Source organism: Qipengyuania nanhaisediminis (genome assembly GCF_900115585.1).
Lineage (GTDB): Bacteria > Pseudomonadota > Alphaproteobacteria > Sphingomonadales > Sphingomonadaceae > Qipengyuania > Qipengyuania nanhaisediminis.
Genome location: NZ_FOWZ01000003.1, coordinates 272,208 through 295,890, shown reverse-complemented (window position 1 = coordinate 295,890; position 23,683 = coordinate 272,208). Strand labels below are relative to the sequence as shown.

22 protein-coding genes and 1 other RNA gene are annotated in these 23,683 nt (G+C 62.8%); 15 read left to right on the top strand and 8 right to left on the bottom strand.

Annotated elements, in window-relative coordinates:
• Positions 1–125: 125 nt before the first annotated feature.
• From BM173_RS10235 to BM173_RS10220, 4 genes are all read left to right on the top strand, one after another.
• Positions 126–1,334 carry a hydrolase gene (locus BM173_RS10235; RefSeq protein ID WP_090481051.1) on the top strand — a complete coding sequence of 403 codons (1,209 nt, stop codon included), beginning with the start codon at positions 126–128 and terminating at the stop codon, positions 1,332–1,334.
• Positions 1,331–2,347, top strand: coding sequence for an arginine N-succinyltransferase (locus BM173_RS10230; protein ID WP_090481048.1), 1,017 nt, complete (start codon positions 1,331–1,333; stop codon positions 2,345–2,347). Before BM173_RS10235 ends, BM173_RS10230 begins: the two co-directional genes overlap by 4 nt.
• Entirely contained in the window at positions 2,344–3,594 is a 1,251-nt protein-coding gene (locus BM173_RS10225) for an N-succinylarginine dihydrolase (protein ID WP_090481584.1), read from the top strand. Before BM173_RS10230 ends, BM173_RS10225 begins: the two co-directional genes overlap by 4 nt.
• A 149-nt stretch (positions 3,595–3,743) precedes the next feature.
• Positions 3,744–3,998: a hypothetical protein gene (locus BM173_RS10220; protein WP_090481045.1), complete on the top strand. Its 255-nt coding sequence runs from the start codon at positions 3,744–3,746 to the stop codon at positions 3,996–3,998.
• 56 nt (positions 3,999–4,054) lie between these two features.
• Here the strand turns inward: BM173_RS10220 and ssrA are convergent.
• Positions 4,055–4,399: a transfer-messenger RNA gene (gene ssrA, locus BM173_RS10215) on the bottom strand.
• A 48-nt stretch (positions 4,400–4,447) separates the two neighbouring features.
• Positions 4,448–4,912: a large conductance mechanosensitive channel protein MscL gene (gene mscL, locus BM173_RS10210; RefSeq protein ID WP_090481042.1), complete on the bottom strand. Its 465-nt coding sequence runs from the start codon at positions 4,910–4,912 to the stop codon at positions 4,448–4,450.
• Positions 4,913–5,048: 136 nt separating this feature from the next.
• Between mscL and BM173_RS10205 the strand changes: the two genes are divergently transcribed.
• Genes BM173_RS10205 through BM173_RS10185 form a run of 5 tightly spaced genes read left to right on the top strand, consistent with a single transcriptional unit; the run spans position 5,049 to position 8,528 of the window.
• Positions 5,049–5,651, top strand: coding sequence for a LemA family protein (locus BM173_RS10205; protein ID WP_090481040.1), 603 nt, complete (start codon positions 5,049–5,051; stop codon positions 5,649–5,651).
• Positions 5,652–5,659: 8 nt separating this feature from the next.
• Positions 5,660–6,484: a TPM domain-containing protein gene (locus BM173_RS10200; RefSeq protein WP_090481037.1), complete on the top strand. Its 825-nt coding sequence runs from the start codon at positions 5,660–5,662 to the stop codon at positions 6,482–6,484.
• A complete protein-coding gene (locus BM173_RS10195; protein ID WP_177201868.1) occupies positions 6,484–7,161 on the top strand; it encodes a TPM domain-containing protein in 678 nt (225 codons plus the stop codon). Before BM173_RS10200 ends, BM173_RS10195 begins: the two co-directional genes overlap by 1 nt.
• 9 nt (positions 7,162–7,170) lie before the next feature.
• Positions 7,171–7,743, top strand: coding sequence for an NUDIX hydrolase (locus BM173_RS10190; protein WP_090481031.1), 573 nt, complete (start codon positions 7,171–7,173; stop codon positions 7,741–7,743).
• A gap of 2 nt (positions 7,744–7,745) precedes the next feature.
• Entirely contained in the window at positions 7,746–8,528 is a 783-nt protein-coding gene (locus tag BM173_RS10185) for an SDR family oxidoreductase (protein WP_090481027.1), read from the top strand.
• 37 nt (positions 8,529–8,565) lie between these two features.
• On the opposite strand, the gene BM173_RS10180 is transcribed toward BM173_RS10185, so the two are convergent.
• From BM173_RS10180 to BM173_RS10175, 3 genes are read right to left on the bottom strand one after another with little or no spacing between them, the layout of a single operon-like run.
• Positions 8,566–8,784, bottom strand: coding sequence for a PspC domain-containing protein (locus BM173_RS10180; RefSeq protein WP_090481024.1), 219 nt, complete (start codon positions 8,782–8,784; stop codon positions 8,566–8,568).
• Positions 8,781–8,900 (bottom strand): recombination protein F, encoded by a 120-nt coding sequence (locus tag BM173_RS14685; RefSeq protein ID WP_198507709.1) that lies wholly within the window; start codon positions 8,898–8,900, stop codon positions 8,781–8,783. Before BM173_RS14685 ends, BM173_RS10180 begins: the two co-directional genes overlap by 4 nt.
• Before the next feature lie 33 nt (positions 8,901–8,933).
• Positions 8,934–9,053, bottom strand: a complete 120-nt coding sequence (locus tag BM173_RS10175) for a recombination protein F (protein WP_090481021.1) — start codon at positions 9,051–9,053, stop codon at positions 8,934–8,936.
• A gap of 230 nt (positions 9,054–9,283) precedes the next feature.
• On the opposite strand from BM173_RS10175, the gene recF reads away from it, so the two are divergent.
• Positions 9,284–10,360: a DNA replication/repair protein RecF gene (recF, locus tag BM173_RS10170; RefSeq protein WP_090481018.1), complete on the top strand. Its 1,077-nt coding sequence runs from the start codon at positions 9,284–9,286 to the stop codon at positions 10,358–10,360.
• Here the strand turns inward: recF and BM173_RS10165 are convergent.
• A complete protein-coding gene (locus BM173_RS10165; RefSeq protein WP_245755850.1) occupies positions 10,357–11,058 on the bottom strand; it encodes an arylesterase in 702 nt (233 codons plus the stop codon). The two genes, recF and BM173_RS10165, sit on opposite strands and share 4 nt — an antisense overlap.
• 47 nt (positions 11,059–11,105) lie before the next feature.
• On the opposite strand from BM173_RS10165, the gene BM173_RS10160 reads away from it, so the two are divergent.
• Positions 11,106–11,795 (top strand): ABC transporter ATP-binding protein, encoded by a 690-nt coding sequence (locus BM173_RS10160; RefSeq protein ID WP_090481013.1) that lies wholly within the window; start codon positions 11,106–11,108, stop codon positions 11,793–11,795.
• The gene (locus BM173_RS10155) at positions 11,792–14,299 is read left to right on the top strand and encodes an ABC transporter permease (protein WP_090481010.1); all 2,508 of its coding nucleotides are present in this window, start codon (positions 11,792–11,794) and stop codon (positions 14,297–14,299) included. Before BM173_RS10160 ends, BM173_RS10155 begins: the two co-directional genes overlap by 4 nt.
• Before the next feature lie 218 nt (positions 14,300–14,517).
• Here BM173_RS10155 and BM173_RS10150 read toward each other — a convergent pair whose 3' ends face one another.
• Complete coding sequence (locus tag BM173_RS10150) at positions 14,518–17,217, bottom strand: TonB-dependent receptor (protein WP_090481007.1); 2,700 nt, start codon at positions 17,215–17,217, stop codon at positions 14,518–14,520.
• A gap of 256 nt (positions 17,218–17,473) precedes the next feature.
• On the opposite strand from BM173_RS10150, the gene typA reads away from it, so the two are divergent.
• Entirely contained in the window at positions 17,474–19,294 is a 1,821-nt protein-coding gene (gene typA / locus BM173_RS10145; protein WP_090481581.1) for a translational GTPase TypA, read from the top strand.
• Positions 19,295–19,352: 58 nt separating this feature from the next.
• Here typA and BM173_RS10140 read toward each other — a convergent pair whose 3' ends face one another.
• Positions 19,353–20,195, bottom strand: a complete 843-nt coding sequence (locus tag BM173_RS10140) for an outer membrane protein (protein WP_090481004.1) — start codon at positions 20,193–20,195, stop codon at positions 19,353–19,355.
• 174 nt (positions 20,196–20,369) lie between these two features.
• On the opposite strand from BM173_RS10140, the gene putP reads away from it, so the two are divergent.
• Both putP and ggt read left to right on the top strand, forming a co-directional pair.
• Positions 20,370–21,848, top strand: coding sequence for a sodium/proline symporter PutP (gene putP / locus BM173_RS10135; protein WP_090481002.1), 1,479 nt, complete (start codon positions 20,370–20,372; stop codon positions 21,846–21,848).
• A gap of 43 nt (positions 21,849–21,891) precedes the next feature.
• On the top strand, positions 21,892–23,682 hold the full coding sequence (gene ggt, locus BM173_RS10130; RefSeq protein ID WP_090480999.1) for a gamma-glutamyltransferase: 1,791 nt from the start codon (positions 21,892–21,894) through the stop codon (positions 23,680–23,682).
• Position 23,683: the final 1 nt, after the last annotated feature.

The window sequence follows — 23,683 nt, the reverse complement described above, 5'->3', positions numbered from 1 at the left end:
CTCCCTTGGGGTATTCGAATGGCGATGTGTACCCGGGGAGGAGCGATCCGACCTATGCCGCCAGCGGTTGACGATTGCAAGCGGCGGGGTGGACACTTGGCGCATCCCGACTAAGGAAGTTGCCAATGAAACCGGACAGTGCCCCGCAAGCCCTTCTCGACGCAATCGATGCAGATTCCATGCTGCGTGAAGTCCAGGACTGGGCTGCCATCAACACGGGCACGGCCAATATCGACGGTCTCGATAAAATGGCCGGCGTGCTGGCCGATGCCTTCAGCGCCCTTCCCGGTGAAGTCGAGCTGGTCGAACCCGCAACCGTCACCGCCATCAGTGCGGACGGGCGCGAATACGAAAAACCGCATGGCAGGCACATGGTCCTGCGGGTTCGCCCCGAGGCCGGGCGGCGTTTCGTCATGACGGGCCATATGGACACCGTCTTCCCCGTCGACCATCCTTTCCAGGAGACGGTTTGGCTGGACGACAACACGATCAACGGCCCCGGCACCGCCGATATGAAAGGCGGGCTAAATATCATCCTCCACACGCTCAAGCTGTTCGAGACCATCGAAGGCTCCGAGCGCGTCGGCTATGACGTGATGATCAATTCGGACGAGGAAACCGGCAGCCTCGCGAGCCGCGGCCTCATCGAGGAGCTGGCCCGCGGAAAGTATGCCGCGCTGACCTACGAGCCGAGCGCCCTGCCCGATGGAACGCTGGCCCATGCGCGCGGCGGGACGGGCAATTACTCGATCACGATCACCGGCAAGTCCGCCCATGCCGGACGCAATCCGCACGATGGCCGCAATGCCATCGTCGCTGCCAGCGACCTGGTACTGCGCATCAAGGCGCTCGAGGCTGACGACATCACCATCAACCCGGCGAAGATCGAAGGCGGTGCGGCCAATAATGTCGTGCCGGACCTTGCCATCCTGCGCTTCAACATCCGTCCCAACTCGACCGATGCGATGAACCGGTTCAATGGCGAACTCGACGCGATCCTGCGCATGATCGAGACCGACCACGAAGTCGGCATCCACCGGCACGGTGGCGTGACCCGCCCGCCCAAGCCGGTCGACGAAAAGGCCCAGCGCCTGTTCGACCTCGTCAAATCCTGCGGCGCCGAACTCGGCCAGGAGATCGGCTGGAAGAGCACCGGGGGCGTTTGCGACGGCAACAATATCGCCGCTACCGGCGTCCCCGTGGTCGACACCATGGGCGTGCGCGGCGGGGCAATCCATTCACCGGACGAATTCATGATCGTCCCATCCTTGCGGGAACGCGCGGCGCTGTCGGCGCTGGTCCTGACCAAGCTTTCCACCGGAGACCATTTGTGACTTTCCGCCTGCGCGCTGCCCATATCAGCGACCTTGAACACCTTTACGAGATGGCCAAGCTGACGGGCGGCGGCTTTACCAATTTGCCGGCAGACAGGGCGGCGCTGACCCGCAAGCTGGAGCGCGCCGAGGCCGCGTTTTCGCGCACCGACGACGAGCTAGGCGATGACCAGTTCACCCTAGTGCTGGAAAACACCGAAACCGGCCAGGTGCGCGGCACCTGCCAGCTGTTCACACAGGTCGGCCAGCAATGGCCGTTCTACAGCTATCGGATGACCACGCTGACGCAGCATAGCCAGGAACTGGACCGGACGGTGCGCGCAGAAATGCTCAGCCTCGTGACCGATCTCGAAGGTTCTAGCGAAGTCGGCGGCCTGTTCCTGCACCCGGGCGAACGGGCTGGCGGTCTCGGCCTCCTGCTGGCCCGCAGCCGCTACCTCTTCGTTGCTATGCACCGCGCGCGTTTTGCCGACCGTATCCTCGCCGAGCTGCGCGGCGTGATCGACGATCGCGGCGGATCGCCCTTCTGGGACGGTGTCGCAGGTCGCTTTTTCGGCATGACCTTCCAGGAAGCGGACTATTTCAACGCCATCAATGGCAACCAGTTCATTGCCGATCTCATGCCCAAGCACCCGGTCTATATCGCCATGCTAGACGAAGAGGCAAAGAAGGTCATCGGCGTGCCGCACCCCAGCGGGCGTGCGGCCATGCGCATGCTCGAGAACGAAGGATTTGCGGCCGAAGGCTATGTCGATATCTTCGACGGTGGCCCCACGATGACGGCCCGCACCGACACGGTGAAGAGCATTGCGAATGCGAAGCCAGCTGCCGTTTCGGCGACCGATCTGGAGGAAGGCGAACGCGCCCTTCTCGCCACCGGCAAGTTCGACGATTTCCGCAGCTGCTACGGCGTGCGGGCATTCGGTGACGATGGCTGTATAGCAATCGATACGACTGCCGCAGAGACGCTCGGCGTGAGCAAGGGCGACGAAGTATGGAGCGTCGCGCGATGAGCCTCGTAGAGATCAATTTCGACGGTATCGTCGGGCCGAGCCACAATTACGCCGGCCTCAGCCTCGGCAATATCGCAAGTTCCAGCCACGGCGGGGATACCAGCTATCCGCGCGCGGCGGCGCTGCAGGGCCTTGGCAAGATGCGCTCCAACATGGAACTCGGCCTGGCGCAGGGATTCCTCCTGCCCTTGCCGCGTCCCAACCGTGTCCTGATCCGCGATCTTGCGCTTGGCGCCGATGCGCCGCGACAGCTGATTGCGGCGGCATGGTCCGCCAGTTCGATGTGGACCGCCAATGCCGCGACCGTCAGCCCCGCTCCCGATACTGCGGACGGGCGGTGCCACCTGACACCAGCCAATCTCGTGACCATGGCCCACCGCGCGCAAGAATGGCGCGATACCAAGGCGCAGCTCGACATAGCGTTCGGCGACAGCCAGCATTTCGCCGTCCATGACGCAATCCTGCCCACCTTCGGCGATGAAGGTGCGGCCAATCACATGCGCTTTTGCGAAGGGCACGGCGCCAGTGGTGTGGAAGTTTTCGTCTATGGCACGCAGGGCGGCAAGTTCCCCGCTCGCCAGCACGAACAGGCCAGCCGCGCGGTCGCACGCCTCCACGGCCTCGCCCCGGACAAATGCGTCCTCATCGAACAGAACCCGGAAGCGATTGCAGCAGGCGCGTTCCACAATGATGTGGTCTCCGTTGCCAACGAGCGCGTCTTGTTCACCCACGAACGCGCCTTTGCCGACAAGCAGGGCGCGTACGATGCGATCGCGGCGGCATTCCCCGCCCTGCAGGTGGTCGAAGTGCCCGAAAGCGCCGTCAGCCTCGAAGAGGCGATCCGTACCTACCTGTTCAACGCGCAGCTTCTCACCCTGCCGACCGGCGAGATGGCTCTCGTCGTGCCGACCGAATGCCAAGAAAGCGCCGCGGTCTGGTCATGGTGCGAACATATGCTCGCCACCAACGGACCGATCCGCAAGGTCATCCCGGTGGATGTGAAGCAATCGATGGCCAATGGCGGCGGCCCCGCCTGCCTGCGCCTGCGCGTGGTGGCCGATCCGGCAACTGTCGATCCGCGCTTCATGCTGGATGAAGCCAAGCTGGAACGCGTGGAGGCAGTCGTTGCGGAAAACTGGCCGGAACAGATCGATCCGGCCGATATCGGCAGCGATGCCCTGGCAAAGACGGTGATCGAAGCGCGCGAGGCGCTGCTATCTGTCCTGTCCTTGGACACTCTCGCTTAAACCGGCCCAACACGGTTAACGCGCTGGACTCGGCTTCCGCGCCGCGCCTACACTCTTCGTTGCATTAACCACCGGAAGCCGCAGGCTGGCGACGAAACCCGCCTGATCACGCAGCCGGAAGTTAACAAATCGAGGAAGCGCACACACTTATGTGGACCAAGATCAAGCGGCTTTTCGTGATCAAGACACGCTTCGAAGCGTTCCTGATCATCTATGCCCTTGCACTTGGCGCCATGACGCGCGGCGCGCATTACACGGTCGAATACCCCGGCGTCGGCGGCTGGCTGCTGATGGCAGCCACCGCGGGCGCTGTGTTCTTGGGCGGTGCGAAGATCCTCGACGCGATCCGCTACGAGACCGAAGCGCGCAAGGCCGAAGAGGCTGAAGGTCCAGCCTCGGACTAGTTTCCAACTCTACGATGAAGGTGGGGGTTTCTGTTGCTAGCTACCCCCGGAGCCCCGGAATCCGCTTCTGTTGCCCGGTGGGTCCAACCGCGCTTTAGCTTTGTAAGATCAGGCCGTTAGGCCGTCAGGTTACGCTGCGAGAGCGAGTGCTTCGTTATCGTTGGCACTTGTGTGTTGTGAACAGTTTTACGGGTTACTCAGCCCGGGCGAAAACACTGTCTTTCAGCACACGTCGATCCTAGTTCGGCCCCGTCAAAAACCGCGCATTTACCGCGGGTTATGGTGGAGCCGCCGGGTACTGCCCCCGGGTCCGTTGTACCTATTGCACAGCGCAGTTTATCGCCATAGCCGGCCGAAACCGACAGGCCTCATATAGCGATCAAAGCCTTAATGTGAAGTGAGCGGGCAAATGCGGTGCACAAAGCGCCAGCTTCATGCACCGCAATCGCTTATCCCATCGGGCCGTTTTTGGGGGCACCGGGAGCGCCGCCTTTCAGCGCATCACGGATTTCCTTGAGCAGGTCGATCTCGCTCGGACCTGCGGGCGCCTCTTCTTCCTTCTCCTCGAATTCGGCCATCACCTTCTTGGCGTAGCGAACGAGCAGGAAGATGATGAAGGCCAAGATGAGGAAATTGATGATGGCCGTGATGAAGCTGCCATATCCGATCATCGCGGCGCCCGCTTCCTGCAGGGCTGCGTAATCGTCCATCGGACCGTCATAGCCTTCGGGCACGTCGAGCAGAAAGAAATACCGGCTGAAATCGGCGCCGCCGAAGATGGCGCCAACGATCGGCATGATGATCTCGTCGGTCAGCGACTTCACGATGGTGGCGAATGCCCCGCCTATGATCACCGCGACGGCGAGTTCCATCACATTGCCTTTGGCAATGAATTCCTTGAAATCCTTGAGCATGAACTTTGTCCCTCCACTGCGACCCGGATGGATGATTCCTGCCAAAATTGATGCAGGTCCACAAGCGCTGCAATCCTTGAACGCAGCTACAAGCGTGCTATCTATATAAAACAGTATTCGAAAAAGGGGTTTCTCGATGACACGTTTCGCCAGCTTCCGCGTCGCTTTCGCTGCCGCGGCCGCCATGGCTCTCTCGGCCTGCGGCATCAATTCGGTTCCGGCAGCGGAGGAAAACGCCAAGGCCAAGTGGGCCGATGTGGAGGCGCAGTTCCAGCGTCGTGCAAACCTGATCCCGAACCTCGTCGAAGTGGCGCAGGGCGCTGCCGAGAACGAGCGCACGATCCTCACCGAGGTCACCGATGCGCGCGCCCGCGCCACCAGCGTGAATATCGACGCGGCCGATCTCGGCGATGCCGAAAAGATGGCCGAGTTCCAGGCCGCTCAGAGCCAGCTGGGTCAGGGCCTCGGTCGCCTGCTCGCAAGCTTCGAAGCCTATCCGCAGATCCAGTCGAACCAGAACTTCCTCGCGCTGCAGAGCCAGCTGGAAGGCACGGAAAACCGCATCGCCGTCGCCATTCGCGACTACAACGAAGCCGTGCGCGAATATAATACGACGATCCGCACCTTCCCCGACACGATCGGCGCAAACATCATCCACGGCGCAGAACCGCTGGTTCCTTACGAGGCTGCGACGGAAGGGGCTGAAGTCGCTCCGACCATCGACATGACGTCGAACTGAGCGCGTTGATGCGCCACCTGCTTGCCTTGCTCGCCTTGGCGGGGGCGCTGCTTGCGTCCCCGGCCCTGGCGCAGCAGTTTCCCGAGTTGACCGGACAGGTCGTCGATCAGGCGGATCTTCTCACTCCGGCACAAGAGGAAGAACTGGCGCAGAAGCTGGCCGCGCTGGAGGACCAGTCGCAGCGCCAGCTCGTCGTGGCGACCATCCCCGATCTGCAAGGCTACGACATTGCCGACTATGGCTACCAGCTCGGCCGCGAATGGGGCATTGGCGATGCAGAACGCAATGATGGCGCGTTGCTTCTGGTCGCTCCGAACGAGCGCAAGGTGCGCATCGAAGTCGGCTATGGCCTTGAAGGAATACTGACGGATGCCCTGTCCTCGGTGATCATCCAGAACGCCATTCTCCCCGAGTTCCGGAACGACAATTATCCCGCCGGTATCAATGCCGGTGCCGATGCGATCATCAGCCAGCTGGTCCTGCCCGAGGACGAAGCGCGCCGGATCGCTGCAGAGGCGAGCCAGACGCGCGAGGCCGATAGCGGCTTCCCCATCGGCGGCCTGATCTGGTTCGGCTTCATCTTCTTCTTTTTCATCCTGCCCATGCTGACCGGTCGCGGGCGCAGGCGCCGCTACAAGCGCGGTCCGTGGGGTAACACCGCACGCGACATCATCCTGTGGGAAGTCGGCTCGGCCATCGCGCGCGGCGCGCTGTCGGGCGGCGATGACTGGGGCGGCGGCTCTGGCGGCGGGTTCGGCGGAGGCTTCGGCGGCGGCGGATTTTCCGGCGGCGGCGGCAGCTTCGGCGGCGGCGGCGCTTCGGGGGGTTGGTAATGGCGAGCTATCTGAACGCAGAGCAGCACAAGATCGTATCGGATGCGGTCGCTTCGGCAGAAAAGACCACTGCGGGCGAGATCGTGACCGTCCTCGCAGACCGGAGCGACGGCTATACCGACGTCTCGCTGGTCTGGGCAATTGCGCTGGCCTTTACGGCGATGAGCCTTTTCGCCCTCTTCCCCGTGCCCTTCCAGGACTTGTGGGATTCGCTGTTCGGTGGGTGGCGGCACGAATGGACCACCGGCGAGATTGCCAGCCTGACTATCGCGCTGGGCCTCGTCACCTTCGTCGTCGCATGGGCCATCCAGCTATGGGATGCGCTCCGCTTTGCTTTGATCCCCGGACCGGTGAAATTTGCAAGGGTCCACGCGCAAGCGGTCAAGCACTTCAAGGTCGGCGCCGAGCGTCGCACCCATGGTCGCACCGGCGTGCTCCTGTATCTCTCGATGCGCGAGCATCGCGCAGAGATCGTCGCCGACGAACCGATTGCCGCGAAAGTGGACGCGGAAGTCTGGGGCGAGGCGATGGCCGACATGCTCGCAGAAATCAAAGAGGGCCGGATTGCCGAAGGCCTCGCAGCCGGCGTGCGCGATGTCGGCGCCGTCCTTTCCCAGCACTTCCCGCGCGCAGATGACGATGTTAACGAGTTGCCCGACCGCCTCATCGAAGTCTAGGGAGGCCGCATGGCCGAACCTATCGAAGTGCCGGGCCGCGATGCGGATGCCAACAAGCCTGAAGAGACCATGTGGCAGGGACGCTTCGTCACTGCCAAGCGCCGCGGCCGCTGGGAATATGCCAGCCGTTCGCGCGGGATAAGGGCCGCTGCCATCATCGCCATAGACGAGGAAGATCATGTCATCCTCGTCTCGCAATACCGCGTGCCGTTGGGGCGGATTTGCCTGGAAATACCAGCCGGTCTCATCGGCGACGATGAAGGCAAATCGGGCGAAAGCGCCGAAGACGCCGCAGCGCGCGAGCTGGAGGAAGAAACCGGCTACCGCGCCGCTCGCATGGAAAACCTCGGCGAATTCTATTCCTCGCCCGGAATGGTCAGTGAAAGTTTCACGCTCATGCGCGCCCATGGCCTCGAAAAGGTCGGCGACGGCGGCGGCACGGAGAGCGAGGACATTGTCGTCCACCGCGTCCCGCGCACGCAATTGGCGGAATTCGTTGCCCGCTGGCGCGCGATGGGTCACGGTGTGGATGTACGGATCGCGATGCTGATGGCATCGCATGCAATGATATCGGGAGAGTAGGAATGGCGAAACGGTGTGCAGGCAAGCTGGCGCTGGTGACCGGCGCGGCGCAAGGACTTGGGCGTGCCCATGCAAGAAGGCTTGCCGAAGAAGGCGCACGGGTACTGTGCACCGACATCAACGGTGAAGGCGCCGAAGCGACCGCCGCAGAAATCGTCGAGGAAATGGGTGCAGGCCATGCCTATGGCGTCCAGCACGACGTGACCAATCCCGAAGACTGGGAACGCGTGGTCGAGACGTCCGATGCCGAACTCGGCGGTCTGAACGTGCTGGTGAACAATGCGGGTATCGGCGTCGCCGGAAATATCGAGACCTGCGATTTCGACGACTGGAAACGGTGCTTCTCCGTCAATGTCGATTCGATCTTCCACGGCTGCCAGAAGGCCCTGCCGCTAATGCGCGAGCATGCGCCCGGCTCGATCATCAACATTTCCTCGATCGCCGGGCTCATCGCCAGCGACACGATGCCTGCGTACAACTCGTCGAAGGCTGCGGTGTGGATGCTGTCGAAGTCGATCGCGCTGCATTGCGCGAAGAAGCAGATGCAGATCCGCTGTAATTCCATCCACCCGACCTTCGTCGATACGCCGATCCTCGACGGAACGGCACGGCATTCGGGGCTGGATAAGGACGTCCTGATGGACAAGCTGGCCCGGCAGATTCCGCTCAGGTTTGTCGGCGAGCCGAACGATATCGCCAACGCGGTGGTTTATCTCGCCAGTGACGAGAGCCGTTTCATGACCGGTGCGGAGCTCAAGCTCGACGGCGGTATCTCGGCCATGTGACGGATAAGAGGACGCGGTATTGCCCCCGCGTCCTCTGTCAGTCTGCGATCAGTCCGATCGCCAGGTAGATCAGGATGAAGCTTCCGAAGCCGAGCAGCGTTCCCAGGACGAAGCCGACGCGAACCAGCGTGGTGTCGATCCCGAAGTAGCGGCCCATACCGGCGCATACACCCATCATCTTTGCATTCGTGCGGTCCAGCTTGAAACTGCGGCTGGGGCGCACTGCATTGTCGTCGCGGAATTTCAGGTCGCTCATGCGATCATTCCGGTCGGGGTGGCATAGGCAATGGCGGTGGCGAAGAAGCCGGCCGAGATCATTACCGATACGGCAGCGGCCATGACGCGGCTACCGATGTTTTCATTGTCGAACATAAGATGGTTTCCTTTGATTGGGTTGGCTGGTGATCAGGCGACGAGGCCGGCGGGCGTAGCGGGGATGATTGCGAAAGCCATGCTGAGTGCCGAAAGGCCAAGTGCGAAGACAGCTGCGAAAGCCTTGTTGGTGTCGAGTGCGAAAGCGGACATGAGTGATACTCCCTTTGTAATTTCTGCTTCCCGCCGGACCACCCGGGGGACACCAGAATGATTGCAACAGGCGTGCCAAACTCGAAAAACGGCAGAATTCTGCGGATGCCCGCTTAATCTGGCAGACAGGTTTCGTTCATCAATCCGAAAGGTTGGGAAATTTCACCAACTATTGGATTTGGGTAATTTGCTGGCGGCGAGAGAGTGCCCGCGCTAACGCTTTCGGGCCCATGCTCGAGCGCATTTCCCTCACCCAGTTCCGCAATCACGCCTCTACCGACCTTGAGGAAACGGCGCGGTTCAACCTGCTCGTGGGCGAGAATGGCGCGGGAAAAACCAATGTTCTGGAAGCGCTCTCCCTGCTTGCCCCCGGACGCGGCCTGAGGCGTGCGGCGCTGGTCGACATGGTGGCCCACGGCTCGCCGACCGGCTTCGCTATCGGTGCCGATCTCGCGCAGGACGATGAGCGGGTCCGGCTCGGCACGTATACGGAAAGCGACAATCCCGGTCGCCGCAAGGTCAGGATCAACGGGGCCGAGGCCACCGCGTCGGCTTTGGGGGAGTGGCTGGCCCTGACCTGGCTGACACCTGCGATGGACGGCCTGTTTACAGGCCCCGCCGCCGACCGCAGGCGGTTCATGGACCGCATGGCCCTTGCCCTCGATCCTGCGCACGCCAGCTATGCCTCGCGCTATGAAGCGGCGCTACGAGAGCGCAACCGGCTGCTGGCAGACGACCGCGCGCCGGACAGTTCGTGGCTCGATGCGATTGAAGCGCAGATGGTCGAACATGGCGGCAGGCTTATCGCGGGCCGCGCAGCGCTGGTCGACACGCTGATGGCCAGCATCGCGCATATGCCGGCCGAACCGTTCGCCCGCCCTGCCCTCACCTACTCACCCGGCGGAGCCGATAATCCAGACGCCTTGTCGCAATCCCTGTTCGAGAACCGCGCGCGCGACCGCGCAGCCCAGCGCACGCTGACCGGCCCGCATCGCGACGAGCTGGAGGTTATCCACGCGGCCAAACGCGTACCTGCCGCCCAAAGTTCGACCGGCGAACAGAAGGCCATGCTGGTCGCCATTACGCTCGCCCACGCAGGGCTGGCCGCCAAGGGGCGCAGCGGCATCCTTTTGCTGGACGAAGTCGCCGCCCATCTCGATCCGATCCGGCGCGCAGCCCTGTTCGACCAACTCGCCGCCAGCGGGGCGCAGGTCTGGATGACCGGCACCGAACTCGCCCCCTTCGAGACGATCGCACCGCAAGCCGCAACATGGCGGGTTGCAGGCGGTGAGGTCACACGGATCTAGTCTGCCGCAGGTATGGCGGCCTCGATACGGTCCACAGTCGCCTCTACCAGACGGTCGATACCTTCGGTGGTGGGATGAATATGATCATCCTGGAACAGCGAGGGGTCTTGGTAAATGCTCTCAAGCCAGAACGGGACCAGCGTTGCGCCATATTCCTCTGCCAGCTCGGGATAGAGGTTGTCGAAGTCCTGCTGGTATTCCGGACCGTAATTGGGCGGAGCACGCATCCCCATGAGGACGACGGGAATATCCCGATCGCGCAATTCGCCCAGCATGCTTTCGAAATTGGCACGGGTCTGGTCGGGAGATAGCCCGCGCAGCATGTCGTTGCCGCCCAGTTCGAGGAGGACGAGGTCCGGCTTCACTTCCTGCGCATCGAGCGCGAATGCGAGGCGTTTCGCGCCCGCACCGCTCGTTTCGCCCGATACCGCAGCGTTGACCATCTGCGCGTTGATGCCGCGTTCGCGCAGCGCCCTTTCGAGGTCTGTCGGGTAGCTGTTCTCCAGGCCCACGCCATAGCCTGCGAACAGGCTATCCCCGAAGGCAAGGATGTGACGTTCCGGCCCCGCCACCTCGATCGTCTCGGCATTCGGAGCGGCAGCGCTCGTATCTTCTGTCCGATCGAGCGTCTCCGTATCACTGCCACAGGCGGCAAGGGACAGGGCGGCGGCAAGCATCGACAAACTACGCAGAACCATCGGCGGACTTCCTTGAGAGTTGCTGTGCCATCTGCCATCGCAGCCACGTGACCACTTCTCAAGATGCGATTTGCGCTCGCGACCTGCGCCTCACCCTCGGCTCCACCCAGGCCCCCGTCGAAATCCTCAAGGGGCTGGATCTCACCATCAAGCATGGCGAGACCGTCGCGCTGCTCGGCCCCTCGGGTTCGGGCAAGAGTTCGCTCATGGCGGTGCTGTCGGGGCTGGAACGCGCAACGAGCGGTACGCTAAGCGTTGCGGGGCAGGATTTCGCCGCAATGGACGAGGACGACCTTGCCCGTGCGCGCCGCGGCCGCATCGGCATCGTGCTTCAGGCATTTCACCTCCTTCCGACCATGACTGCGCTTGAAAACGTGGCGACGCCGATGGAACTGGCAGGCGAAAGCGACGCGCAGGCGCGCGCGAAGGCGGAATTGGAAGCAGTAGGCCTCGGCCACCGCCTCGATCACTACCCGCAACAGCTTTCCGGCGGCGAGCAGCAGCGCGTGGCCATCGCGCGCGCCATTGCCTCGCGCCCCGACCTCATCTTTGCCGACGAGCCCACAGGCAACCTTGATGCGGCTACCGGCCACGAAATCGTCGAACTGCTTTTCGCCCGACGCGCGGAGACCGGTGCGACGCTGCTGGTCATCACGCACGACCCCGAACTTGCCGATCACTGCGGACGTGTCGTGACGCTGGGTGACGGACGCATTGCGAGCGATACCGCCGCATGAGCTGGTCGACCGCCTGGCGGATCGCACGGCGCGATCTCAATGCCCGCTTCAAGGGCCTGCGCCTGCTGCTGGTGTGTATTTTCCTCGGCACGGCAGCCCTCGCCGCGATCGGCACACTGACCGCCGCGATCGAGCGCGAGCTGGCTGCGAACGGACAACAATTCCTCGGCGGCGATCTGCAGGTCGAACTGTGGCAGCGCTCACTCAGCGAAGAGGAGCGCGCGGCTCTCGAAGAGCTCGGCACGGTGTCGGCGGGGACACGCCTGCAAGCCATGGCGCGCAAGGACGACACTGCCGCGCCGATAGAGCTCAAGGCCGTCGACGAGCTTTACCCCTTATATGGCGAACTGGTTTTGGAAGGCGGACGCAAAGTTACCGCGCCTTCGGGCAACGATGCCTATATTGCCCCCGGTGCTGCCGACCGGCTGGGCCTTGAGACGGGCGACAGCTTCCTGATCGGCACCAAGACCCTGCAGGTTGCCGGAATCATCGAAGATGAGCCGGACAGGCTGGGCGAAGGCTTCCAACTCGGCCCGACCATCATCGTGGCCGAAGACGTTCCTCAGCGGGCCGGACTGCTGGCCCCGGGCGCCATGTACCAGAGCAAGACGCGAGTCGCCTTCGACACGCCACGCGACCTGGAGGCGGCGGAAGAGGATCTCGAAGAGCGTTTCCCAGAGGCCGGGTTCGATATCGACACGGCGGAACGCGCGGCGCCCGGCACCGACAGGTTCGTCAGCCGGATGAGCGAATTCCTTATTCTCGTCGGCCTTGCCGCGCTCGTCATCGCGGGGATCGGCATCGGTGGTGGCGTTTCGTCCTATCTCGATGCCCGCCGGCAATCCGTCGCTACCCTGAAGATTCTGGGCGCGACCAGCCGGGATATAGCGCGCATCTACGCCCTGCAGATCTTCGCAGCTGCCGCTGTGGGCAGTCTTGCCGGGCTTGCCGTCGGCGTAGCCGTCGTGCCGCTCCTGGCGGCAGCGCTGGAGGGACTTCTGCCGGTCGATACGGGCTTCGTTATCGATCCCGGAGCTTTGCTCCTCGCAACTGCTTACGGGCTACTCGTTGCGCTGGTTTTTGCAGCCCCACCGCTCATGAGGGCGCGGCATTTCCCTGCCATGGCACTGATGCGCTCCAACATCGCACCGCTGGCTCGCGATCGTTCAGCATTGTTCGTAGTGATTGCAGGCCTTGCCGCCATCAACGGCCTGGCGCTGATAACCGCCAGCCAGCCGCTGCTTTCCGGCGGGTTCCTGCTGGGCGCGGCGGTCGTCCTCGCCCTTCTCGCCCTGCTCGGCTGGGCAATCCGCAAAATCGCCGCTGCACTTCCGCGACCAGCCAGCCCGATCGCCCGCACGGCCCTGGCTAATATCCATCGCCCCGGGTCGAGCACCGGAGCACTGGTCACTGCGCTGGGCTTCGGTCTCGCATCCTTCGTTCTCCTGGCTGCAGTCCAAAGCTCGATCGACGGGAATATCGAGAAGCGCGTGCCTGCACAGGCACCGGACTATTTCGTGCTCGACGTGCCGCGCGAACAGGAAGACCGGTTTCGCGAACTGATCCTCCAGACCGATGCTGACGCTGCGATACGCACGGTCCCCGCGCTGCGCGGTTCGGTGCTCGCCTTCGGGCCGGATGGCGCGATGACGCGCACCTCGGAACTGGAGGAGATCCCCGATGGCGCATGGGCCCTGCGCGGCGAACGCGGCCTGACGTACGCGGACGATGTCCCTCCCGGAAACAGCCTGACCGAGGGACAGTGGTGGGGTCCGGCTTACGATGGCCCCCCACTGGTCTCGATCGACGAAGAGTTCGCAGAGGCGGCCGGCCTGGGCATCGGCGACCGGCTGACCTTCGGCGTACTGGGCGTCGAGGTGGAAACCGAGATCGCGAGCCTGCGCCGGATCGATTGGGAGAGCATGGGCTTCAATTACGTCTTCGTGCTCAGCCCCAATGCCTTGGAGAACACGCCGCACAATCTGGCGGCAACCGTCGAGCTTGCCGAAGGCACGCCGACCGGCCCGCTGCTCCAGGCGCTGGTGCGCGAATTGCCTTCCACCTCGGTGATCGAGGTTGGCGGCGTCCTGCAGCAGGCACGCACGATCCTCGAACAGGTCGGGCTGGCGACGCTGGCTGCAGCTAGCGTGGCGGTACTTGCCGGTCTCGCCGTATTGCTAGGTGCAATCGCAGCGGCGCGTGCCTCGCGGACCTATGACACGGTCGTCCTACGCGTGCTTGGCGCAGACAGGCGTCAGGTGCTGGTCATGCAGCTGATCGAATATGCCCTGCTCGCAGGTGCGCTCGCTATCGTAGCGCTTGGGCTTGGCAGCCTTACTGCATGGCTCGTCGTGACGCAGCTGTTCGAATTCGACTGGCTACCCGACTGGACCGAAGTCCTCTTGGTGCTGGGGCTTGGTCTGGCGACCGTCCTGGTCTTTGCCGTGGGTGGCTCGTTACCCCTGCTGAGGGCCAAGCCTGCACAGGCCCTGAGGGCGCTGTAAAAGAAAATCCCCCGCTCTGAGGCGGGGGATCAAGGCTGGGTCAGTCAGGGGACGAACCCTCGGGTCGCAAGAGCCCCTATAACCCGTCTTCGGTTTCATTTCTGCGACATCGATCGTCGCGTCCCGCAATGGGACCGCCAGCGCCCGATCTATGAACGGCACGAAAAAGGGGGCCCGAAAGCCCCCTTCTCCTTGTGCCGGTTCTGTCGAACTTGCGATCAGAACTTGAACTTCGCTGCCACACCATAGGTGCGCGGCTGGTTCGGGTAGCCCGAGATGGCCTGGCCCTGCGCAACCGACGGGAAGATCGTCGAGATGTAACGATCGTCGAGCAGGTTGCGACCCCACACCGTGAGCTCCAGACCCATGTCGAAGGCGTAGGTGAGCGAGGCGTTGAGGCTGTTCACTTCGCGGGTGAACGGCAGTGCTGCATCGCGAGCCGGGCCGAAATCGCGTTCGCCCGTTGCCGGGTCGACCACGATGTAGTTGGTCAGGCCGTTAAGCACCTGGACCTGCGACTGGTAGGAGAAATCGCCGCGCAGGATGATACGATCGCCTGCGTCGTTGATTTCCTTGTCCCAGGTCGCGCCGAACACTGCCGAGAGTTCGGGCACGCCGGCAACCTGGACACCCGAAAGATCGCCAACCGGCGAATTCTCGAAGCTGTCGTAGATCGGGTCGAGATAGGTCATCGCGACGTTCAGCGTCAGCGAGTCAGCCGGACGGACGTAACCGTCGAACTCGATACCGAACGTTTCCTGTTTGCCTGCGTTCGACAGGATGAACGACGTTCCGGTGAACGTATTCGCCTGGAAATCGTCGATCGTCTGCTGGAACACGGTCAGGTTCGCGCCAGCATAGGCCCAGTTGCCCTTGATACCGATTTCGAAGACTTCCGAATTCTCGGCTTCTGCGAAACGGGTCCCGGGACGCAGGTTCGTGACTGCAATACCCTGGGCCTGGAGCTGTGCGAAGTCGCCCGGGAGCGGACGGCTGTCACGCGACAGGTTGAAGCTGGGTGCCTTGTAGCCGGTTGCCCAGCTTGCATAGACGTTCAGCGTCGGCGAGATTTCGTACGCCAGGCGAACGTTCCAGCTCCAGTCGTCGTCGTTGGTGCTGCAGGTTTCAACCGGGTTCGGGCAGTTCTGCAGCGGCGGCAGGAACTGGAACGGGGTCAGCGCCAGCAACGGATTGACGGCCGGGTTGGTGTCGTTCGCATCGGCGAAGGCCTGAACGCCTGCCGAAACCTGCTGGAATGCAGCCGGGTTACCGCCGGCGAATGCGCCGATTTCTGCCTGCGTAGCCGGACGGCCGAGGCCGAGGATCGTGCCAACCTGGGTGGCAAGGCCCTGCGCGAAGATGGCGCGGTTGCCCGAACCGACCAGATCGATGTTCGAGAACACGTCCGTGCTCGTCGAGTTGGTGACGATCTGCTTCTTGTCCTTGGTATAGTTCGCACCCAGCGTCAGGACGAGGCTGTCGATGATTTCGAAGTCGACGTTACCGAAGATCGAGTAAGCTTCGTTGTCCTGGACGATGTTGTTGAAGAAGCCCTGTCCTTCCGCGAAGAATTGTCCGGTGTAATCCGTACCGTTCAGAGCGGAGAGCGTGGCTTCCAGCGTGTTTACGTTCTGGGTCCCGCCGGTCGCGCCCTGCAGCAGCAGGTTGGCATAGGGGCGGAAGCCGTCACCGAAGACGAGCTGGTCCGACGTGTCGACGGTTTCGTCGAAATAGTAACCGCCGAGCAGGAAGTTCAGCGGTCCGTCGAAGTCGGACGAAATCCGCAGTTCCTGCGTGAAGGTATCGATCGCCGCATCGCCGATGTTGGCGCCCGTCACCGCGTCGAGGCTCGTGAAGTCGACGTCCTGGTCGGCCATCAGCGAGGTTTCGCGGTACGAGGTGATCGAAGTCAGCGTCAGCGCGCCGATCTCGTAATCGAGATGGCCCGAGATGCCGTAGTTTTCGATTTCGTTGATCGGGTCGACATCGGTGAAGACCACATCGCCATCGGGATTGTTACGGAAATCGTTGACCTGTCCGCCGATCAGCTGGATCGCGCCGATTTCGGCCGAGGGACGAACGTTTACGACGCCGCAGCAACGCTCTTCGATCTTGTCGTAGTCACCGATGATGCGAGCCTTGAAGGCACCGCCATTGTCGAACAACAGCTGACCGCGGGTGAACCAGCGGTTGCGGTCGTTGATGTCTTCGCCATTGAAACCGTTCGTCAGGAAGCCGTCACGGTTGTTCCAGCCTGCACCCGCGCTGAAAGCGATCGAGTCGCTGATCGGTCCGGTTACATAGCCCTTCACGACCTTGGCGTCGTAATTGCCGTAGCTGGCTTCGACCATGCCGCTGAACTCGAATTCGGGTTCCTTCGTCACGATCGAGATCACACCGGCGCTGGCGTTCTTGCCGAACAGGGTCGACTGCGGGCCGCGCAGAACTTCGACGCGCTGGATGTCGGGAAGGTCGGAAATCTGCGAGACCGCACGGCTGCGATAAACGCCGTCGACGAACATCGCGACCGACGGTTCGAGGCCGATGTTGTTACCGTCCGTACCGAAGCCACGGATGGAGTAGCTGGTGGCGAAAGCGCTCTGCAGCTGGCTCACGCGAAGCGAGGGAACGACGGTCGCGAGGTCCGAGATATCGCGGATCTGCGCGCGCTCGATCGTTTCAGCGCTGGTGACGCTGACTGCAACGGGGACTTCCTGCAGGGTCTGTTCGCGCTTGGTCGCGGTAACGACGATGACATTGCCCATCGGCTGGTCATCGAATTCGATTGCCATTTCCTCGTCGGAATCGGCGGCATCCTGGTCCTGCGCGATGGCAGCGCTCGGCAGCGTAATGGCTGCGGCACCGGCCAGCAGGGCGGTACGAACGGCCGTTTTCCGGCCGAAACGATTGAAATTCATGAATAATCCTCTCTCAAAACCACAATTTGGTCGGCTGCGTAGTCCCCACAGTCACGCAGGCTGGTTGCCGAATTATTGTGCCAGTCGTTTCCATACAAGCATTTAGCGCTCCGGTTCGCGTGCGTGAGAACGGGTGTGCTGTTTGAGTCACACTCTCAAATGCTTGCCGCATTGCAGCATCTAAGCTAGGGGCGCGCACGAATTGGCCGAGCCGAATCCGCGCCAGCCGCTCCGATACCCTTACGAAAGCAAAATCATGTCCCGCGACCTACGCAACGTGGCGATCATCGCCCACGTCGACCACGGCAAGACCACGCTGGTCGACCAGCTCTTCCGCCAGTCCGGCACCTTCCGCGAGAACCAGCGCGTCGAAGAGCGCGCGATGGATTCCAACGACCTGGAAAAAGAGCGCGGGATCACGATCCTTGCCAAGTGCACGAGCGTCGAGAAGAACGGCACGCGCATCAACATCGTCGACACGCCTGGCCACGCCGATTTCGGCGCCGAGGTCGAGCGTATCCTGAGCATGGTCGATGGCGTGATCCTGCTGGTGGACAGCGCCGAAGGCCCGATGCCGCAGACCAAGTTCGTCACCGGCAAGGCGCTTGGCCTGGGCCTGCGCCCCATTGTCGTCGTCAACAAGATCGACCGTTCGGATGCGCGCCCGCAGGAAGTGCTCGACGAGGTATTCGACCTGTTCGCCAGCCTCGATGCGACCGATGAACAGCTCGACTTCCCGTCGCTCTGGGCTTCGGGCCGCGACGGCTATGCCAGCGAAGACGAGAATGCGCGTGAAGGCGACCTCGAACCGCTGTTCAAGCTCATCGTCGACCATGTGCCGGCTCCGGGTCTCGACACCGAGGCACCGTTCAGCTTCCTCGCCACCCTCCTCGACCGCGACAACTTCATGGGCCGCGTGCTGACCGGCCGTGTCCAGTCGGGCAAGATCAATCTCAACGACCCGATCCACGCGCTCGATGCCGATGGCAATGTCATCGAAGTCGGTCGCGCTACGAAACTGCTTAGCTTCGATGGCCTCGACCGCGTTCCGGTCGACAGCGCACAGGCGGGCGACATCATCGCGCTTGCCGGCCTGGAAAAGGCGACCGTCTCGAACACCATCGCCGATCCTTCGGTCAAGGAGCCGATCGAAGCGCAGCCGATCGATCCGCCGACGCTCGCCATGCAGTTCTCGGTCAACGACAGCCCGCTGGCCGGCCGTGAAGGCAGCAAGGTGACGAGCCGCATGATCCGCGACCGTCTGTATCGCGAGGCGGAAACCAACGTCGCCATCCGCATCACCGAAAGCGCCGACAAGGACAGCTTCGAAGTGGCAGGCCGCGGCGAATTGCAGCTGGGCGTGCTCATCGAAACGATGCGCCGCGAAGGCTTCGAGCTCGGCATCAGCCGCCCGCGCGTCCTTTTCCGTGAAGAGAACGGCCAGCGCATGGAGCCGTTCGAAACTGTCGTCATCGACGTCGACGACGAACACTCCGGTACGGTCGTCGAGAAGATGCAACGCCGCAAGGCCGAGCTGACCGAAATGCGTCCCTCGGGCCAGGGCAAGACCCGCATCACCTTCTCCGCCCCGTCGCGCGGCCTGATCGGCTACCACGGCGAATTTCTGTCCGACACGCGCGGGACGGGAATCATGAACCGCCTGTTCGAGAAGTACGACACCTATCGCGGGCAGATCGAAGGCCGCCAGAACGGCGTGCTTATTTCGATGGTCCCGGGTGAAGCCGTCCCCTATGCGCTCAACGCACTGGAAGACCGCGGCGAGCTGTTCATCAGCGGCGGCGCCAAGATCTACGAAGGCATGATCATCGGCGAAAACGCCAAGCCCGACGATCTGGAAGTGAACCCGATGAAGTCGAAGCAGCTGACGAACTTCCGTTCGACCGGCAAGGACGACGCCATCCGCCTTACCCCGCCGCGCGTCATGACGCTGGAACAGGCCATTGCCTACATCGACGACGATGAAATGGTCGAAGTGACGCCGGAGAACATCCGCCTTCGCAAGGCCATCCTGGACCCGCACGAGCGCAAGCGCGCCAAGCGCGCCGCTCAGGGCTGATAAAAAGAAAGGGCCGCTTCCATCGAAGCGGCCCTGTCTGATTCCGTGGGCTCCAACTTTAGAAGCGGTAGCCGATCGTTGCCCTCACCGAGTGTTTGTCGAAGTCACCCGCATTGGTTTTCAGGTCGGTGCCCCCATTGCGCAGGACGAATGGGTTGGTAGCCGGGGCGGTTCCCTGGCCAACTGCCACGAAAGCATCGTCATCGTCGTAGCTGGAATAAAGGTACTCGACACCGAAAGTGACGCCTCCGGCAACCATAACCTCGGCGCCGCCACCGAATTGCGCGCCGAACTGCCACTTGTCACCGTTTACGACATCGAAGCTGTTCACGCCATTGGTCGTGATGAATTCGTCGTCGATCTGGCCATAGGCGAAGCCGCCCGTGGCGTAGATAAGACCGCGTCCGTCACCCGGCGAAGCCCCGATGCGCCCACGTAGCGCGATCGATTTGTCCAGTTCCCTGGCGAAGGTGTAGCTGGCCGGAGTTGTGCTGAAACCGGTCGTGTAGTCGGTCGCATTCGACATTTCGCCCTCGACCAGGAAACCAGCGACGAGCGACGAGTTACCGACGCGTTTATCGAAGCCCAGACGCACCGAATATCCCAGAGCGCCATCGTCATCGCCGCAGCCCGTGGCACTTCGGCTGCCGTTTGCAATTCCCGAGCAGAAGCCGGGAGAGAAAGCATCCGCGCCCGTAACCGTGCGGACAGAGTCTCCGAAACCGCCGTTCCCGTCGGTATCGAAAACCAACCGATCATCGCGCGCGCCGTCGATGAAATCGCCGCCAAGCGTGGCACCGATATAGAACCCGTCGTACGTGTCCGTTGTCACTTCCTGAGCTGCTGCAGGCGCAGCCATAAAGGCCGCCGAAGCGGCTGCTAAGCTAATAAAATGTTTCATAAATTCGACCCTTGAGTAGTTCCAACAGTCGAACCGCCGGTCGCCACCTACGTTCCCGAAATATATATTATTTGGTCCCATTAAATACACTGGACAGCATACTCTCCCTGCAGTCTGACAGTGCCGAAAATGCAGGATTGGCCAAAGCAGGTTGCATTTGTTACCAGCGCGCGCATGCAAACCGGAACACTCATCTCCCTTACGCTCTATTTCGTCCTCATGATCGGCATCGGCCTGTGGGCCTGGCGCCGCTCTACCGATACCAGCGAGGGCTATCTCCTCGCCGGTCGCAACCTTCCCCCCTCGGTCGCTGCGCTCTCCGCAGGGGCTAGCGACATGAGCGGCTGGCTGCTGCTCGGCCTTCCCGGCGCGCTCTATGAGGCGGGTCTTGTGGAGGCGTGGATCGGCATCGGTCTCTTCGTAGGTGCGCTGTTCAACTGGATCGTGGTTGCCCCGCGCCTGCGCAAGCAGACCGAAGAGCTGGGCAATGCGCTGACGATCCCCGAATTTCTCGCCAACCGCTTTCCCGACAAGGCGGTCGCCCTCAGGGTCGTCTCCGCCCTGATCGTCGTGGTGTTCTTCGCGGTCTATACCGCTGCGGGCCTGGTCGGCGGCGGTAAGCTGTTCGAGACGAGCTTTGCCGGATTGCTGCCTGACGCAGGCATGAGCGACTACATGCTCGGCATCTGGATCACGGCGCTGGTCGTGCTGGCCTACACGATGGTCGGCGGTTTCCTCGCGGTCAGCCTGACCGACTTCGTGCAGGGGCTCATCATGGTCACTGCCCTCGTTATCATGCCGCTGGTCGTGATGTTCGGCGAAGGTGGCAGCGCGGGCGGATCGCTTACGGAGGTGGATGTCCCCGGCTTCCTCAGCCTGACGCAGGGCCTTACGGCGCTCGGCTTCATCAGCGCGGTGACTTGGGGCCTCGGCTATTTCGGCCAGCCGCATATCATCGTGCGTTTCATGGCCATCGACACCGTCGCCAAGGTGAAGACCGCGCGCAATATCGGGATGACGTGGATGGGCGTGGCCCTGCTCGGCTCCATCGGTATCGGCATCGCCGGACGTGCCTTTGCAGAACGTAACGGCATCGTGGTGGACGACCCCGAGACGATCTTCATCGTCCTTGCGAACCTGCTGTTCCATCCGCTGATTACCGGCTTCCTGCTGGCGGCCCTCTTGGCCGCGATCATGTCGACGATCAGCTCGCAATTGCTGGTGGCTTCGTCCTCGCTGACGGAAGACTTCTACAAGCTGTTCTTCCGCAAGCAGGCGAGCGAGCGCGAGAGCGTCAATGTCGGCCGTATCTGCGTCGCATTGGTCGCGCTGGCCGCCATCTGGATCGCCAGCGATCCCGACAGCCAGGTGCTGGGCCTCGTGTCCAACGCATGGGCCGGATTCGGCGCGGCCTTCGGCCCGCTGATTATCCTGTCGCTGACCTGGGACCGCATGACCGGAGCGGGTGCGGTAGCCGGACTGGTGACGGGTGCCGCTGTCGTGATGGCGTGGATCGCGCTGGGCTGGAATTCCGCCCTGCCCGGCTTCGACGGTGGCCTGTACGAGATCGTACCGGGCTTCATCGCCGCGTGGATTGCGATCTGGCTGGTCAGCAAGGCGACCGCAAAGTCGGCAGGCCCCTTGCAAGCCTGACAAAGGCGCTCCACACCGCTCTCCAAAGAAACAGGAGAGTGAAATGCGAGCGATACTGGCAGGAGCCGCGGCACTGGCGTTGATCGCGGTCCCGTCGACCGCCCAGGAACAGACCGAAGAACGCGCCGTGGAACAGCAGGTCGGCGCCGGCGGCAGGCCGGTCGGCGCCAACTGGTCGCGCAGCCCCGTGATTGCGCAGAACGGCATGGCCGCGACGGCGCATCCGCTGGCAACGCAGATCGCGCTCGACATCCTCAAGGCCGGCGGCAGCGCAGTCGACGCCGCGATTGCGGCCAATGCCGCGCTCGGCCTGATGGAGCCTACCGGAAACGGCATCGGGGGCGACCTGTTCGCCATCGTCTACGATCCGGCGAGCGGGAAGCTGCACGGCATCAATGGCTCGGGCCGCTCGCCCAAGGGGCAGACGCTCGACCAGCTGCTCGAAAAGCTCGATGGCGCGGACAGCCTGCCGCCGGTCGGCCCGCTGCCCATCACCATTCCCGGCACGGTCGATGCATGGTTCGCCATGCACGGCAAATTCGGCAAGCTGCCCATGAGCGACGTGCTGGCCCCGACCGTTTCCTATGCCCGCGAAGGTCACCCGATCGCGCCGGTCATCGCCATGTATCTCGACCGCTCGCTGCGCGCCTATAGTGCCCGGCAAGAGGCCTATCCCTTCGAATTCGACAACGCCCGCAAGGTCTGGTTCTCCGACAGGACGGCACCCGAGGCCGGCGAGATGTTCCGCAATCCTGACCTTGCCAATACGCTGGAGACCATCGGGCGCGATGGCCGCGATGCCTTCTACGACGGCGAGCTGACAGATGTGATGGTCGCCTACCTCCAAGCGCAGGGCAGCGCGTTCACGCGCGAGGATTTCGCCAGCCACGAAAGCGAGTGGGTGGACCCCGCCTGTGCGCTCTACAAGGACGGGTACGAGCTGTGCGAATTGCCGCCCAACAGCCAGGGCTTCGCTGCGCTCCAGATGGTCAACATCCTCAAGAACGTCGACCTCTCGCAATGGGAACGCGGAAGCCCCGAAGTCCTGCATTACATCACCGAAGCCAAGCGGCTGGCCTATGCCGATGTCGCCCGCTTCTATGCCGATCCCGACTTCGCGCGCCTTCCCGCGGAATTGCTGAGCGAAGAATATGGACGCGAACGTTTCGCCCTCATCGATCCGGCGCGTGCCGTGCCGGAATTCGGTCCTGGCGAGCCGAAACTGGAGGGCGAAGGCGACACCACATATCTCACCGTGGTCGATGGCAATGGCATGATGGTCAGCCTGATCCAGTCGAACTATCGCGGCATGGGCGGCGGGCTCGTAGCGCCCGGCACCGGCTTTATGTTCCAGGACCGGGGCGAGCTGTTCAGCCTCGATCCGGCCCATCCCAACGCCTATGAGCCGGGCAAGCGCCCCTTCCACACCATCATCCCTGCTTTCGTGAAGAAGGACGGAAAGCCGTACATGACGCTCGGCCTGATGGGTGGCGGCATGCAGCCGCAAGGGCATGTGCAGGTGCTGGTCAACATCGTGGACTACGGCATGAACCTGCAGGAGGCAGGCGATGCCGCACGGCTCAACCATGACGGCGGAAGGCAGCCGACAGAAGCGCTGGAAGGCCCCTCTGCCGACCCGCTCGGCACGCTATACGTCGAACCGGGCATTCCGGCCGCAACCGTCGAAGCATTGCGCGAGATGGGCCACAAGGTCGAAGTCGTCTCGAACGGCATCATGTTCGGCGGTTACCAGGCCATCGCACGCGATCCCGAAACAGGCGTGCTGACCGGGGCTACCGAAATGCGCAAAGACGGACAGGCGAGCGGCTATTGAG